11 protein-coding genes are annotated in these 15,150 nt (G+C 57.4%); 10 read left to right on the top strand and 1 reads right to left on the bottom strand.

Going from position 1 to position 15,150, the window contains the following annotated elements; translation table 11 throughout:
* From ACIOVB_RS00655 to ACIOVB_RS00625, 7 genes are all read left to right on the top strand, one after another.
* Positions 1–359 (top strand): carbohydrate ABC transporter permease (locus ACIOVB_RS00655; RefSeq protein WP_401263974.1); only part of this gene is annotated, 359 nt, incomplete at its 5' end.
* An 8-nt stretch (positions 360–367) separates the two neighbouring features.
* On the top strand, positions 368–1,198 hold the full coding sequence (locus ACIOVB_RS00650; RefSeq protein ID WP_187678961.1) for a carbohydrate ABC transporter permease: 831 nt from the start codon (positions 368–370) through the stop codon (positions 1,196–1,198).
* A gap of 33 nt (positions 1,199–1,231) precedes the next feature.
* A complete protein-coding gene (locus ACIOVB_RS00645; RefSeq protein ID WP_401263972.1) occupies positions 1,232–2,335 on the top strand; it encodes an ABC transporter ATP-binding protein in 1,104 nt (367 codons plus the stop codon).
* A gap of 18 nt (positions 2,336–2,353) precedes the next feature.
* Positions 2,354–3,826 (top strand): mannitol dehydrogenase family protein, encoded by a 1,473-nt coding sequence (locus tag ACIOVB_RS00640; RefSeq protein ID WP_401263971.1) that lies wholly within the window; start codon positions 2,354–2,356, stop codon positions 3,824–3,826.
* Between the two features lie 132 nt (positions 3,827–3,958).
* Positions 3,959–5,455, top strand: a complete 1,497-nt coding sequence (gene xylB / locus ACIOVB_RS00635; protein WP_401263969.1) for a xylulokinase — start codon at positions 3,959–3,961, stop codon at positions 5,453–5,455.
* Between the two features lie 13 nt (positions 5,456–5,468).
* Positions 5,469–6,407, top strand: coding sequence for a carbohydrate kinase (locus ACIOVB_RS00630; RefSeq protein WP_401263967.1), 939 nt, complete (start codon positions 5,469–5,471; stop codon positions 6,405–6,407).
* Positions 6,408–6,452: 45 nt separating this feature from the next.
* A complete protein-coding gene (locus tag ACIOVB_RS00625; protein WP_187678956.1) occupies positions 6,453–7,073 on the top strand; it encodes a hypothetical protein in 621 nt (206 codons plus the stop codon).
* 180 nt (positions 7,074–7,253) lie between these two features.
* On the opposite strand, the gene ACIOVB_RS00620 is transcribed toward ACIOVB_RS00625, so the two are convergent.
* Entirely contained in the window at positions 7,254–8,555 is a 1,302-nt protein-coding gene (locus tag ACIOVB_RS00620; RefSeq protein WP_401263966.1) for an OprD family porin, read from the bottom strand.
* A 374-nt stretch (positions 8,556–8,929) separates the two neighbouring features.
* Between ACIOVB_RS00620 and ACIOVB_RS00615 the strand changes: the two genes are divergently transcribed.
* From ACIOVB_RS00615 to ACIOVB_RS00605, 3 genes are read left to right on the top strand one after another with little or no spacing between them, the layout of a single operon-like run.
* Positions 8,930–10,984: a type VI secretion system tip protein VgrG gene (locus ACIOVB_RS00615; RefSeq protein ID WP_401263965.1), complete on the top strand. Its 2,055-nt coding sequence runs from the start codon at positions 8,930–8,932 to the stop codon at positions 10,982–10,984.
* Positions 10,975–11,838, top strand: a complete 864-nt coding sequence (locus tag ACIOVB_RS00610) for a DUF4123 domain-containing protein (RefSeq protein ID WP_401263963.1) — start codon at positions 10,975–10,977, stop codon at positions 11,836–11,838. Before ACIOVB_RS00615 ends, ACIOVB_RS00610 begins: the two co-directional genes overlap by 10 nt.
* Positions 11,839–11,873: 35 nt before the next feature.
* Positions 11,874–15,149, top strand: a complete 3,276-nt coding sequence (locus tag ACIOVB_RS00605; protein WP_401263961.1) for a hypothetical protein — start codon at positions 11,874–11,876, stop codon at positions 15,147–15,149.
* The last annotated feature ends 1 nt before the right edge of the window (position 15,150 follow it).

Genomic DNA, 15,150 nt, shown 5'->3' with positions numbered 1-15,150 from the left:
TGATGACCGCCATGCAGTCCCTCGACCAGGAACAGAAAGAAGCCGCGCGCCTGGATGGCGCAGGCCCGATCGCGATCTTCTGGCACCTGACCCTGCCGCACCTGGCCCGGCCGATTGCCGTGGTGGTGATGATCGAAACAATCTTCCTGCTGTCGGTATTCGCCGAGATTTTCACCACCACCAACGGCGGCCCCGGCTACGCCTCGACCAACCTCGCCTACCTGATCTACAACCAGGCGCTGGTGCAGTTCGACGTCGGCATGGCGTCGGCGGGCGGCTTGATTGCCGTGGTCATCGCCAACATCGCCGCGATCATTCTGGTGCGGATGATCGGCAAAAACCTGACTGACAAAGCCTGAGGCCCGCCATGACTCTTCAACAATCCCGCCGGCTGCAAAGCCTGCTGCTCGGCACCCTGGCCTGGGCCATCGCGATCGTGATTTTCTTCCCGATCTTCTGGATGGTGATGACCAGTTTCAAAACCGAAATCGACGCCTTCGCCACGCCGCCGCAGTTCATCTTCACGCCGACACTGGAGAACTACCTGCACATCAACGAGCGCAGCGACTACTTCAGCTTTGCCTGGAACTCGGTGGTGATTTCCTTCAGCGCCACAGCTCTGTGCCTGCTGATCGCAGTGCCGGCGGCCTATTCGATGGCGTTCTACGAAACCCAGCGCACCAAAGGCACGCTGCTGTGGATGCTGTCGACCAAGATGTTGCCGCCAGTGGGCGTGCTGATGCCGATCTACCTGCTGGCCAAGAGTTTCGGCCTGCTCGACACGCGCATTTCACTGATCGTGATCTACACGCTGATCAACCTGCCGATCGTGGTCTGGATGATTTACACGTACTTCAAGGACATCCCCAAAGACATCCTCGAAGCCGCCCGCCTCGACGGCGCCACGCTGTGGCAGGAAATGATCCGTGTGCTGCTGCCGATCGCCAAGGGTGGTCTTGCCTCGACCGTGCTGCTGTCGCTGATCCTGTGCTGGAACGAGGCCTTCTGGTCGCTGAACCTGACCTCCTCGAAAGCCGCGCCACTGACCGCGCTGATCGCCTCGTATTCAAGTCCCGAAGGATTGTTCTGGGCCAAGTTGTCGGCGGTGTCGACCCTGGCCTGTGCGCCGATCCTGATCTTCGGCTGGATCAGCCAGAAACAACTGGTGCGCGGCCTGTCGTTCGGCGCCGTGAAATAGCCCTCAAAGAATAAGCACAAAAGGAGCGCCATCATGGCCAACCTGAAAATCAAGAATCTGCAAAAAGGCTTCGAAGGTTTTTCCATCATCAAGGGCATCGACCTTGAGGTGAACGATAAGGAATTCGTGGTCTTCGTCGGCCCGTCCGGCTGCGGTAAATCCACCCTGCTGCGCCTGATCGCCGGCCTGGAAGAAGTCAGCGGCGGCACCATTGAACTCGATGGCCGCGACATCACTGAAGTCAGCCCGGCCAAGCGCGATCTGGCGATGGTGTTCCAGACTTACGCGCTGTATCCGCACATGACCGTGAAAAAGAACATGTCTTTCGCCCTCGATCTGGCCGGCGTGCCGAAAGCCGAGGTTGAGAAAAAAGTCGGCGAAGCCGCACGCATTCTTGAGCTGGGGCCGATGCTTGAACGCAAACCGAAGCAGCTCTCTGGTGGTCAGCGCCAGCGTGTCGCCATCGGCCGCGCGATTGTGCGCAACCCGAAAATCTTCCTGTTCGACGAACCGCTGTCCAACCTCGATGCCGCACTGCGGGTGCAAATGCGTCTGGAACTGCTGCGCCTGCACAAGGACCTGCAAGCGACCATGATCTACGTGACCCACGATCAGGTCGAAGCGATGACCATGGCTGACAAAGTCGTGGTGCTCAATGGCGGCAAAATCGAACAAGTCGGCTCGCCGCTGGACCTGTATCACAACCCGGCCAACCTGTTCGTCGCCGGGTTTCTCGGCACGCCGAAGATGGGCTTCCTCAAGGGCAAGATCGCCCGGGTCGATGGCCAAACCTGCGAAGTCGCACTGGACGCCGGCACCCGCATCACCCTGCCCTTCAACGCCGCCAACCTGGCCGTCGGCAGCGCCGTGACTCTGGGCATTCGCCCGGAGCATCTGGAACTGGCACAACCAGGGGACTGCACCCTGCAAGTCACCGCCGATGTCAGCGAACGGCTGGGCAGCGACACCTTCTGCCACGTCAAGACCAACGCCGGCGAAGCGCTGACCATGCGCGTGCGCGGTGACCTGGCCAGCCGTTATGGCGAGCAACTGAACCTGTATCTGGACGCCGCCCACTGCCACTTGTTCGATGCCGAAGGTGTGGCACTGACCCGTCCGCTGCGTGCTGCGGCCTGATTTTTCGAGACTTGCCCAATGAACCTGAATAAACAGAACCTCAACCGCCTCGCCGCCGAAGTGAAACTGCCAGCCTACGGCCTCAGCGACACCCGTCAGGGCATCGCGCACATTGGCGTCGGCGGTTTCCATCGCGCGCATCAGGCGTATTACACCGATGCCTTGATGAATACCGGCGAAGCGCTGGACTGGGCGATTTGCGGGGTTGGCCTGCGCGCTGAAGATCGCCGCGCCCGCGACGATCTAAAGGAACAGGATTACCTGTTCACTCTGTTTGAACTGGGTGACAGCGACGATACCGAAGTGCGCGTGATCGGCGCGATTCGCGACATGCTGCTGGCCGAAGACAGCGCTCAGGCGTTGATCGACAAACTCGCCGATCCGCAGATCCGCATCGTCTCGCTGACCATCACTGAGGGCGGTTACTGCATCGATGACAGCAACGGCGAATTCATGGCGCATCTGCCGCAGATTCAGCATGACCTTGCCAATCCCGACGCACCAAAAACCGTGTTCGGCTTTTTGTGCGCGGCCCTGGAAAAACGTCGGGCGGCGGGCATTCCGGCCTTCACCGTAATGTCCTGCGATAACCTGCCGCACAACGGCGCCGTGACCCGCAAGGCATTGCTGGCGTTTGCCACGCTGCGCAATAGCGACCTGTGCAGCTGGATCGACGCCAACGTCAGTTTCCCCAACGCCATGGTCGACCGCATCACCCCGATGACCAGCACCGCGCATCGCCTGCAACTGGCCGACAAACACGGCGTAGACGACGCCTGGCCGGTGGTTTGCGAACCGTTTGTGCAGTGGGTGCTGGAGGACAAATTCGTCAACGGTCGCCCGGCCTGGGAAAAGGTCGGCGTACAGTTCACCGACGACGTTTCGCCGTATGAAGAGATGAAGATCAAACTGCTCAACGGCAGCCATCTGGCGCTGACGTATCTGGGCTTTTTGAAGGGCTATCGCTTTGTCCACGAGACCATGAATGACCCGTTGTTCGTGCGTTACATGCGCGCTTACATGGATCTGGATGTCACGCCGCAACTGGCACCGGTGCCGGGCATCGATTTGACCGAGTACAAGAACACGCTGGTGGCGCGGTTTTCCAATCAGGCGATTGCCGATCAGTTGGAACGAGTGTGTTCGGATGGTTCGTCGAAGTTTCCCAAGTTCACCATTCCGACCATCAATCGGTTGATTGCCGATGGCCAGGAAACCAAACGCGCGGCGTTGGTGGTCGCGGCCTGGGCGCTTTACTTGAAAGGCGTGGATGAGAATGGCGATACGTATTCGATTCCGGATCCTCGGGCGGCGTTTTGTCAGGCGTTGGTGGCGGATGATGCGTTGATTACCCAGCGGTTGCTTGGGGTTGAAGAGATTTTTGGCACGGCGATTGCTCAGTCGGCAGAGTTTGTGGCGGCGTTCGAGTGGTGCTGTGACAGCTTGCGCGAGGTGGGGGTTTCGCAGACTCTGGAGCGGGTTCTGGTTTGAGTGATGCGGTGACTTTAATGACCCATTCGCGAGCAGGCTCGCTCCCACATTTTGAAATGCGTCCCCCTGTGGGAGCGAGCCTGCTCGCGAATCGCTTCACCGCGAAAGACCTGATCCCCTGAGGATATCCCAGTGACAACCCGACAACTCTTCCTCGGCATCGACTGCGGCACCCAAGGCACCAAAGCGATCATCCTCGATGCCGCCAGCGGTCAGGTGCTCGGCCAAGGCGCCGCCGCGCACACCATGATCAGCGGCGCCAACGGCCGCCGCGAACAAGACACGCAACAATGGCTGGAAGCCTTCGCACTCGCCACCCGTCAGGCACTGTTGGCGGCGAATGTCGACGGCCAGTCAATCCTGGGCATCGGCGTATCCGGCCAGCAACACGGCCTGGTTTTGCTCGACGATCAAGGCGAAGTCCTGCGCCCGGCCAAGCTGTGGTGCGACACCGAAACCAGCGCCGAAAACGATCGACTGCTCAGCCATCTGGGCGGTGAAGCAGGTTCGCTGGAACGCCTCGGCGTGGTCATTGCACCGGGTTACACGGTGTCGAAACTGCTGTGGACCAAAGAGCAGCATCCGGAGGTGTTTTCGCGCATCGTCCGCATCCTGCTGCCCCACGACTACCTCAATTTCTGGCTCACCGGCCGTTCGTGCAGTGAATATGGTGACGCCTCCGGCACCGGCTATTTCAACGTGCGCACCCGTCAGTGGGACTTGCAGCTGCTGCGCGACATCGACGCCAGCGGTCGCCTGCAAGCCGCGTTGCCTGAGTTGATCGATGCGCATGAAGCCGTGGGCACGATCCTGCCGGCCATCGCCGAACACCTGGGCATCAACCGCAACGCACTGGTCGCAAGCGGCGGCGGCGACAACATGATGGGCGCCATCGGCACCGGCAATATTCAACCCGGTACGATCACCATGAGCCTCGGCTCTTCCGGCACCGTCTACGCCTACGCCGACGCGCCGAAAGTCAGCCCGGACGCCTCGGTCGCGACGTTCTGCTCCTCCAGCGGCGGCTGGCTCCCGCTGATCTGCACGATGAACTTGACCAACGCCACGGGCGCGATTCGCGACCTGTTCGACCTCGATCTCGAGCAATTCAACGACCTCGTCGCTCAGGCACCGATTGGCGCCGAAGGCGTGAGCATGCTGCCGTTCCTCAACGGTGAGCGCGTCCCCGCCCTGCCCCATGCCACCGGCAGCCTGCACGGTTTGACGCTGGATAATCTGACTCAGGCCAATCTGTGCCGCGCCGCCGTCGAAGGCACCACCTTCGGCCTGCGTTATGGACTGGATTTGCTCCGTCAGAATGGTTTACAAAGCCGCAGCATTTGCCTGATCGGCGGCGGTTCGAAAAGCGCGGTGTGGCGACAGATCGTCGCCGACATCATGAACACGCCGGTGATCTGCACCGAACAAAGCGAAGCTGCGGCCCTTGGCGCAGCGATTCAAGCAGCGTGGTGCAAGTCATGGTCGAACGGTCACGAGGACACACTGGCCGACCTGTGCCAGCGCTGCGTGAAGCTCGACCTGAACAGTGAAACCCTGCCGATCACCGCCAATGTCGCGGCGTTTCAGCAGGCTTATGAACGCTATCAACAGCATGTCGCAACCCTATAAAGAGCAAACAATTATGTATTTGGTGTGTGGCGAAGCCCTGTTTGATTTTTTCAGCGAAGACGACGCCAGCGGTCTGGCATCGAAAGTGAATTTCAAGGCGATTGCCGGCGGCTCGCCGTTCAACGTCGCCGTGGGCTTGCGCCGTTTGGGCGTGGATTCAGCCTTGTTCGCCGGCCTGTCCACCGACTACCTCGGCCGCCGCTTGCAGCAAGTGCTTAAGGAAGAAGGCGTACGCCCGGACTTTCTGGTGGATTTCGCCGCGCCGACCACTCTGGCGATGGTCGCCGTCGGTGCCAACGGCTCGCCGCATTACAGCTTTCGCGGTGAAGGCTGTGCGGATCGGCAGCTGAATCCAAGCCATCTGCCGTCGCTGGGCGACGAGGTGCGCGGCTTGCACATTGGTTCGTATTCATTGGTGGTGCAGCCGATTGCCGACACCCTGCTCGCCTTGGTCCAGCGTGAAAGCGGCAAACGCCTGATCACCCTCGATCCCAACGTACGCCTCAATCCCGAGCCGAATATCGACTTGTGGCGCGAGCGAATCGCCACGCTGGTGCAACTGGCGGATCTGATCAAAGTCAGCGACGAAGACTTGAGCCTGCTCTATCCCGAACAGGATCCGCAGCGCGTCATCGACGGCTGGCTGGAACATCGCTGCCAAGTCGTTTTCCTCACTCGCGGTGGCGAAGGCGCGACCGTGTTCAGCCGCGCCCATGGCTCATGGTCGGTGCCAGCCTGCTCGGTGAAGATCGCCGATACCGTCGGTGCCGGCGACACCTTCCAGGCCGCGCTGATCACTTGGCTGACCGAGCACGGTCTGGACTCGGTCGAAGGCGTGCAGCAACTCGGTCGCGAGCAGATTGACGGCATGCTCAAGTTCGCCGTGCAAGCCGCAGCGCTGACCTGCAGCAAGACCGGTCCGGATTTGCCCTATCGTCACCAATTGACCTGAGCGCGTAGACTGTCGCCCTTTTTCGCGCATGACGGATGACGGCTTTTGAATTCAGGGCAAACAGTTGGACTACTGGTACTCGCGGCGCTGTTGACGGGTTGCGGCACCTCGCCGCCCCGTTCGCCGGAAAACATCTGCGAGATCTTCCGGGAGAAAAGCGACTGGTACGACGCTGCGCAAGTCACGCAGAAGCGCTGGGGGGTGCCGATTCAGGTGCCCTTCGCGATCATGTATCAGGAATCCGGCTACCGTTACGACGCCAAAACCCCGCGTAAATACCTGCTCTGGGTAATTCCGTGGGGCCGGGTGTCGACCGCTTCGGGTTATGCCCAGGCCAAGGATGAAGTCTGGTCTGACTATCAGAAAAGCACCGGCAGAAACTGGGCAGACCGCGAAGACTTCGACGACGCGATCGACTTCGTCGGCTGGTACATGGACAAGACCACGTCGATCAACGGCGTCTACAAATACGACGCCTATGGCCAGTACCTCAACTACCACGAAGGCTGGGGCGGCTATCGCAACAAGACTTACGCCGCCAAAGCCTGGCTGATGCCGACGGCGCGCAAGGTGCAGAATCGCTCCGACATGTATGCCCAGCAATATGCCGGGTGCAAGGAAGATTTGAATCGCGGGTTCTGGAGCCGGTTCTGGCATTGGCTATAACACGGTCCCCCTGTAGGAGCTGCCGCAGGCTGCGATCTTTTGACTTTGATTTTCACAAACAAGATCAAAAGATCGCAGCCTGCGGCAGCTCCTACATAGGGTTGGTGTGTTACGCCGTCCTCCTTGTGGGAGCTAGCCTGCTAGCGATAGCGTCCGTTCAGACGCAAAACGCCCAACGGCTTACAACACCGAAAAGTTGTAACTCACAATCAACCGGGTCTCATCCACATCCCGGGCAAACTTTTCATAGTTGGTGCGGTAAGTCGCATTACGCAAACGCACACTCACATCCTTGAACGTTCCCGCCTGAATCACGTACTTCAACTCGCTGTCACGTTCCCACTCTTTACCTTCCTGATCGCTGCCCAACACCTTGATGTGATCACCGCTCACATAGCGGGTCAGGAAGCTCAGGCCATTGATGCCGATCGCCTTGAAGTCGTAGTCATAACGCAACTGCCAGGAACGCTCCTGCGCAGCAGCGAAGTCGTTGACCTGCACATAGTTGACCAGATACGGATTGCTGCCATCGAGGTACGGCATCGAGTTGTCGCCGTTCATGCGCTGCCAACCGCCACTGAACGTGTGGCCGCTGATGGCATAAGACAGCATGCCGCTCAATGCGCGGTTATCGATGGAACCGGCCCGTTCTGCACCGCTGTCGGCACTCTTGATCAGGCGTACATCGGCCTTTAATACGCCGCCGCCCAAAGGCTGATTCCCCAACAGCCCGACGAAGTGCTGACGATAGATGTCCTCAAGTTCCGCGTAGTGATACTGCGCGGTCAGGCGATCATTGATCTTGTAGTCGAAGCCGTACATGTCGAAATGGTCGGCAGTGGTGTTGCACGCGTAGCGCTTGTTCTTGCAGTGCACGCGGATGTCTTGCGAGTCGGTGGAATCACGCGCGGTGTAGTTGTCCAGACGCGCCGCCATAAACGTCAGATCCTTCACTTCTTTTGAAGTCAACATCGCACCGTTGAACATCGTTGGAAGCAAACGCCCGTCGTTGTACTTGAGCAACGGCAGATCCGGCAGCAGTGCGCCGTATTTCAGCACCGTATCGGACACCCGCACTTTGGCGGTCAATCCCAGCTTCGCGTACTGATCCTTCGAACCGCGCGGGTCCTGCCCGCTGGACGGCAGCAACCCGCTGTTGCTGCTGTCGGCGCTGGAATCGAGCTTGAAGCCGAGCATGCCAAGCGCATCGATACCGAAACCCACGGTGCCTTCGGTGTAACCCGATTGCAGATTGAAAATGAAACCCTGAGCCGACTCTTCGCGCTTGGACGCGCCTTGATCGTTGGACGTGTGCCCATCACGGAAATCGCGGTTGAAATACACCGTGCGCGATTCGATTTTCGCCGTGCTGTCTTCAAGAAATCCGCTGGCCTGAACGGGCGCGGTAAATCCTGCGCACAGCACAACGGCTCCGAAGCCCAATGACAGGCGCGGGGTGATGAGGGGGAATGGGGGACGCATCAAAAACTCCACAATGCAGCGTTTGCGCACAGGCGCAATAAGCCAGAAAAATAGCTCCCGTCCCGGGTCAATACTGAGCCGAGAGGAAGTGAACACGCGGGGGTGAGTTGCAATGATGGCAGATGGCTTTGACGTGCCACAGGCGACTTTAGTCTGAAACTGACCGGCAATTCTTTAGCGCATGGCCAGTTGATTGCACCTGAACTTTTGTCGTAAAAATCCAGCAAACGCCCGGATTCATTAGAAAAAAAGGCCGGCCTAAGGGTTTTCCCTAGGCGTCACGGGGCGCCTTCCTACGGCATTTGCGCCTTGAATGAGGCGGTTTAATCCTCCATCATCCGTCTCCTGCTTATTCAACGGACGGAATTCAAGGCATGCTGGACGCCAACGCAACCCACATCACCCTCACGCTCGAAGGTGCCAACGCCGACCTGCAAGTCCTTAGCTTCACCGGTCGCGAAGCCCTCAACGAACCGTTCCGTTTCGACCTCGAACTGGTCAGCGCCCGTCCCGACCTGAAACTCGAAGAGCTGTTGCACAAGCCCGGCGTCCTGACCTTCGGCGCCACTGGCGAAGGCAAGATCCATGGCCTGGTGTACCGCATCGAGCAAGGCGATTCCGGCAAGACCCTGACCCGCTACAGCATCAGCCTGGTGCCGCAACTGGCCTACCTGCGGCACAACCACGACCAGCAGATCTTCCAGCAACTGACCGTGCCAAAGATCATCGCCCGGGTGCTGGAGGATCGCGGCATTCTCGCCGACGCCTACAGCTTCCAGCTCAGCGCCGAATACCCGGAACGCGATTACTGCGTGCAGTACGACGAATCCGACCTGCATTTCATCCAGCGCCTGTGTGAAGAGGAAGGCATCCACTTCCACTTCCAGCACAGCAGCAGCGGCCACAAACTGGTGTTCGGCGACGACCAGACCGTGTTCCGCAAACTCAAAGCTGTGAGCTACCAGCAAGACTCCGGCATGAGCGCCGACAAACCGGTGATCAAACGCTTCAACCTGCGTCTGGAAACCCGTACCACCCGCGTCAGCCGCCGCGACTACGACTTCGAAAAACCGAAGATCCTGCCCGAAGGCGCGGTCAAATCCGAGTTCGCCCCGGACCTTGAGGATTACGACTACCCCGGCCGCTTCACCACCCGCGAGCGCGGCAAGTTCCTCTCGACCCGCGCACTGGAACGCCATCGCAGCGACTACAAACTCGCCGAAGGCAAAGGTGACGAACCGACCCTCACCAGCGGCCACTTCCTGACCCTCGCCGAACACCCGCGCGCCGAGTGGAACGATATGTGGTTGCTGCTGGAAGTGCTTCACGAAGGCAAGCAACCGCAAGTGCTCGGCGAAAACGTCACCAGCGACGTCACCGACAACAAAAGCGATTTCCACCAGGGCTACCGCAACAGCTTCCTCGCCACCCCGTGGGACGCGCACTACCGCCCTGCCCTCGAACACCCGAAACCAAAAGTCCTCGGCAGCCAGACCGCCGTCGTCACCGGGCCCGCCGGCGAAGAAATCCACTGCGATCAATACGGCCGCATCAAAGTCCAGTTCCACTGGGACCGCGACGGCCAGGGCGACGACAAAACCACCTGCTGGATGCGCGTCGCCAGCGGCTGGGCCGGCGCAGCATACGGCGGCATCGCCATCCCGCGCATCGGCATGGAAGTCCTCGTCACCTTCCTCGAAGGCGACCCCGACCAGCCACTCGTCACCGGCTGCCTGTACCACAAGGAAAACGTCGTCCCCTACGACCTCCCGGCGAACAAAACCCGCAGCACCTTCAAAACCCTCAGCTCACCGGGCGGCAAGGGCTACAACGAATTCCGCATCGAAGACAAAAAGGGTGTGGAACAGATCTACATCCACGCCCAGCGCGATTGGGACGAAAACATCGAGCACGACCAGAAGATTCGTGTCGGCAACGAACGGCACGACACCGTTGAAGCCAACACCCTGAGCGAGTTCAAGGTCGAAGAGCACCGAATTACGCATCTGGATCGCAAAAGCGAAATGCGTGCGGATGACCACCTGACGGTTGCGGTGACTCAGCATGTGAAGGTGGGTACTGCTCAGTTTGTTGAGGCTGGGACGGAGATTCACTATCACGCTGGCGAAAAGGTGGTGATTGAGGGTGGCATGGAGCTGACCGCCAAGGCTGGCGGGAGTTTTGTGAAGGTTGATGCGGGTGGTGTCACGATCAGTGGCGCTGAAGTGAAGGTTAATACCGGCGGTGCGCCGGGGGTTGGTACGCCTGCTGCGCCGTTGCTGCCGGGGCCGATGAAAGTGGCGGATGCGGATAAGGCTGGCACAGTGCTTGTTCCCCTCCCCAAACGTCTGAACGAGTCCGGTATCACACCGCTGTGCGGCAAACAAAGCAACGGCGCTTGCAGCCGTAAGGATTGCACATGCATGTAAAAGCGCTGAGCGCCCTCCTCGATGCCCCGCGCCACGCATTCGAGCAGTTGCCAAGAGAAAGCTCCGGTTCAACGCTGTGCTTCATCATTGATCGCACCCGCCAGCCAGAGGCTACAAGTCGTCTCTACCGCATTGGCGAGCCAGTCCACTGCCAAGGCCTTTTCCTGAGCACCGACTTCGCTGAAATGGCTGCTGAAGGCCCGCTGTGGCTGACCGCACCGTGGGGCAGTCGCCTGGCCGCGGAAGCGGCAAAACTCTGCGAAGAAAAGTTTGCCGGTATCGCATTGGTCACCGACGATCCAGCCACAGCACTCGCTCACGCCCGCTGGCTGCTGCGCGCAAACGACGGTTCCGGTGGCCAAAGCCTGTTGAGTTACCACAAACCAAGCCTGTGGGCCGCGCTGGCCTATACCGCAGGCGAAAACTCGCACCAGCTCTTTGGCCCTTGGCAGCACGTCTACAGTCCCGCGCCGGTCCACTTTGGCCGCAATCGCGGATTGTGGCTGAGTTGGCGCTCCGTCTCGGAACTCGAATGGCTGGGCGACGTCTCAGCGTTCGACATGCCGCAAGCAGCACCGAAGATTCAGGAACATCTAGGATGGGTTTACTGGGCAGACGAGCAATACGCCGCCTACGGCGAACCCACCGACGAACAACTGCCCAACCTCGTGGAAAACCTCAACGTGTTGGTTGCCCACAACATTTACGAAGGTCGTCATTTACTGAAACTGGGCCAGATCACCAACGGCCCACTGCTCGAAACGCAGCCTCAGGCAATGGCCATCCTGCAATCCAGGGAAGAGTCGTTCATCAAAGTTCAGCAGCTGCAGCAACTCGCCACCAGCGCTGCTTGATGACCCCGTCCGCGTAAAGAATGAATGGAAGCGAAATGGAACAGAACACCAGCGCCGCACCTAAAACAGAGTTGTCACCTACCCAGCCAGTAGCAGCTGACGAAATCTGTGCAAAACCAGCTCGGGATATCGGTGAACAACCCGAAGTCCCGGCAGACACGCCGGGCGACCACGACAAAGTCAAAACGCCCTGCTCCACGGTTTATGGCAGCGCAATTTATGACACAGAGAATGAGTCTTTCTGGTTGCTGCCAGACCGCACCAACTCGGCGTTGAAAGAAGCTTCCAGCGATCTGGAACAAAAGGTCAGCTCGACCAAGACACCCGAAGAGCGCAAAAAAGGACTCTACGAATCCGGTCTCCTCGAGTATTTCCTCGAACCCAAACTGGCAAACTTCCTCGAGGGTGAAGAAAAAGCCAGGATGCTCGAGATCGAAGCCCAACATCCGAATATAAGCAATTTGGGTGCGGCCCTGCTTGAAGCCCAAGAGAGCAGAAAGGCCGCACCACCAGCAGAGCCACCTGCAAAACCTCTCACGAGCCTAGAGCAGGACCAAGTTAAAAGAAACGAGTTGATGTCCGCCCGCAATGACGCCACTCGTGTGCATGGAATGCACAGCGAATGGCTAAAGCTCAAGCGTACAGCGATCGCCGCCGCCAAAGACAAGGGTTACGCCTACGAAAGTGGCAGCCTTTACTCTCCGAAAGCCATTGCTGCTCGCGAAGCCGTTCAGAAATACCTGAAAGCACGTGGGGCAGTTCTCGAAGACAAACAACTGACGACTTCAACGTCAACCGAGCTCGCTACCATGTTGGCTCAGGACAAAAAGCGAATTGACGATATTGCGATGTGCGGCTCCAACAATCAGCTTATGTTGTGTACGTACGTTCGTGATCAGGAAATCAAACGTAAAGAGCGTAAAGCGACCTACAACGCGTATCTCGACGCCATTTCCGATGTGGCTCAATATGGCATCGCCTTACCTGAATTCGCTTTAATTCCCGCCGCAGGTGGGTCAGTTGAAGGCGGCGTCGACCTGTTCAAGCAGTACTTGGCGCTCGAGAAAGAACAAACAGAAGTCAACGAGCGTCTCACTGCAAAGTATAAAGGGTGGATTGAGGCGAGCGGCCGACAAGCCAAAGCACCAACCAACCTTGTCACTATCGAGCGTGCCGCTTGGGATCGCCTGCAAGCTTCTAAAGAAACGCTGAGGCTTCAGGCTGAAAAAAACGTAGAAACAGCGCCTGTTCGCCGACATCTTTTGTGGGAGCCCGAACAGTTTCAGGCAAGACCAGAGGAGCGTCTGATCAAGAATGGCTTCCCACTTGCCGAGATGAGCATGGCAGACAGCCTCAAAAAGCCACTAACCTATCTCAGCATGTATTCGCTGCCACGCCTCAAACAAACCGTCAAAGACGACTGGAAGAAAGTTGGCGCGAAGGTCAAAGACCTGGGAAAACGTCCAGGCAACAGCGATGGAAAATCAACAACGGACACTGAGCTGAGCCTGTTCGGGCAATGGCTGACTCAGGAAGGTGCGTTACGGATCAAGGATCAAGAAAGCGATTGGTTCTCTGCCGAGGGCTGGTTCGAGATTGAAAAATTCAACAGCTATCTTGAAAGTAAAAAATACAAGGTCACCGCATTGGAGAATGCTGGCACTCGCAAGGAGTGGGGCAAGCGGCTGGAGCAAGTGCTGTTTAAGGACAACGTGCGCAAGACATTCCGCCTCTTCGATATTACCCCGCAGGCACAATTGGTTCGATGCCTGATGCCCTCCACGACAGAAACTCTCCATGCCTCAACCAAAGTAGAGGGTCCTGGATGGACACTGGCTGAAGGATTTCAAACTTCGGCTAAAGCTACTTTCGCCGTTGACCTAGCACGAGGTGAAGTCGAACTATTCAAAGTTGACCTGCCCGACCGCGCCAACGCCAAAGAAATCATCATCACCTACAGAAATGCCGAAGATATTCAGCAAAAAATGAACCTCGGGCGTTTTTCGCTCTACCTTGGCGCTAAAGCGTGGGGTTACGCTGGCGCTTCATTGCTACTGTCCTCGGAAATTGCTTTGGATATTGGCAATGCGGGCTTCCATCTGGCGCCCCCCGAACCTGTTGTGCGCGCACCTGATAAACGCAACTTTCTACACACAGAGAAGAGTGGCCAGGCCAACTTCGCTCAAACGCTGCAAGTTCAGGACGGAGCCAAGGCAGCATTCAATCTTTTCGCAGGTGTGCAAACAGGCATTATGGTAACTGGTGCGCTGAACTGGGCCCCTCCGTCCGAAGTAGCATTACTGACAAAAGCGCCAGTTGCTGGAAAAAACGCAGGTATTAAAGCGAGTGAGTGGTTTAGCCTTGCGCGCCTGACAGTAGAACTCAACGCTGCAGCCGGCCTTGGTGCCAAAGCAGAGGCAAGTATTTCGCTCAATGACGGTCGTCTCATTCTTGTTCTAAAAGCTGCGTTGATCGCTGGCCCAGGTGTCGGCGGCTCATTTAAATTCGAAATTGGTTATGATGCAGTCACCGAATTGCTCAACATGTTCCGCAGAGAACTTTATAAAAACAAACAAAATCCATACTTTGTAATTGAAGACGAAACCTACGCTTATCTTTCAAAATTAAACACGCTTGCAATTGGTGGTTTTGACATTCGAATGATTTATCTTATGGGTGCTGATGCGGTAATGACGCTTTATGAAAGCTTGACTGCAACCGGCAAAGGCGGCTCGATAGCGCACACGATCATGTCGTATGAAAATCAAGTTGAATTAGAAGAATGGTGCATTAATGCTATTCCCGGAGCTTTAGGCCCTCTTCTTTTGACGCTAATCAGCCCTCCAAGTGATTTCTCTGTGACAGTTACCAGACCCACAGGAGAAACGGCAAAAAAAGAAGATACTATTAAGTATAGCGAGGAAAAATCACATTTACTGCAACAAAAAGCTATTGAAAAGATTCTCGGCTGGATCCTAAAGCGCGCACACAATGAAAACTCCGTTGATAAAGCACAGAATCATTTTGAAGAAATATGCATGTCGATGACTAAATTTGGTATAAAACCGGTGAACGAGGGACAGTTGTATTGCGAGCGAAGGCTCGCACTCGATAACTTTATGACAGAACCCGTTCTTCGCCTAACTGATCGTACCGGTGATGACATGCGCGCCGATTATTTATCCCATGTAAAAGTACTAGGCGCGAACAAGGATGGACAATGCCAAAGATCCCAGTACTTCGGTAGAACATATACACCATCTGGCACAGCAAAATATATCGCCCCAACCGGAAAATTTGAGAATAAATAAG

The organism is Pseudomonas sp. NPDC087639 (assembly GCF_044743385.1).
GTDB lineage: Bacteria > Pseudomonadota > Gammaproteobacteria > Pseudomonadales > Pseudomonadaceae > Aquipseudomonas.
Note: the sequence above shows the minus strand (reverse complement) of the source record. Positions and strands in the feature narration are given on the sequence as shown.

Excerpts from the sequence above, each read along its gene's own strand:
- ACIOVB_RS00615 (WP_401263965.1), top strand. The coding sequence starts at position 8,930 with ATGCTGGACGCCAACGCAACCCACATCACCCTCACGCTCGAAGGTGCC.
- ACIOVB_RS00645 (WP_401263972.1), top strand. The coding sequence starts at position 1,232 with ATGGCCAACCTGAAAATCAAGAATCTGCAAAAAGGCTTCGAAGGTTTT.
- ACIOVB_RS00610 (WP_401263963.1), top strand. The coding sequence starts at position 10,975 with ATGCATGTAAAAGCGCTGAGCGCCCTCCTCGATGCCCCGCGCCACGCA.
- ACIOVB_RS00640 (WP_401263971.1), top strand. The coding sequence starts at position 2,354 with ATGAACCTGAATAAACAGAACCTCAACCGCCTCGCCGCCGAAGTGAAA.
- ACIOVB_RS00620 (WP_401263966.1), bottom strand. The coding sequence starts at position 8,555 with ATGCGTCCCCCATTCCCCCTCATCACCCCGCGCCTGTCATTGGGCTTC.
- ACIOVB_RS00650 (WP_187678961.1), top strand. The coding sequence starts at position 368 with ATGACTCTTCAACAATCCCGCCGGCTGCAAAGCCTGCTGCTCGGCACC.
- ACIOVB_RS00630 (WP_401263967.1), top strand. The coding sequence starts at position 5,469 with ATGTATTTGGTGTGTGGCGAAGCCCTGTTTGATTTTTTCAGCGAAGAC.
- ACIOVB_RS00605 (WP_401263961.1), top strand. The coding sequence starts at position 11,874 with ATGGAACAGAACACCAGCGCCGCACCTAAAACAGAGTTGTCACCTACC.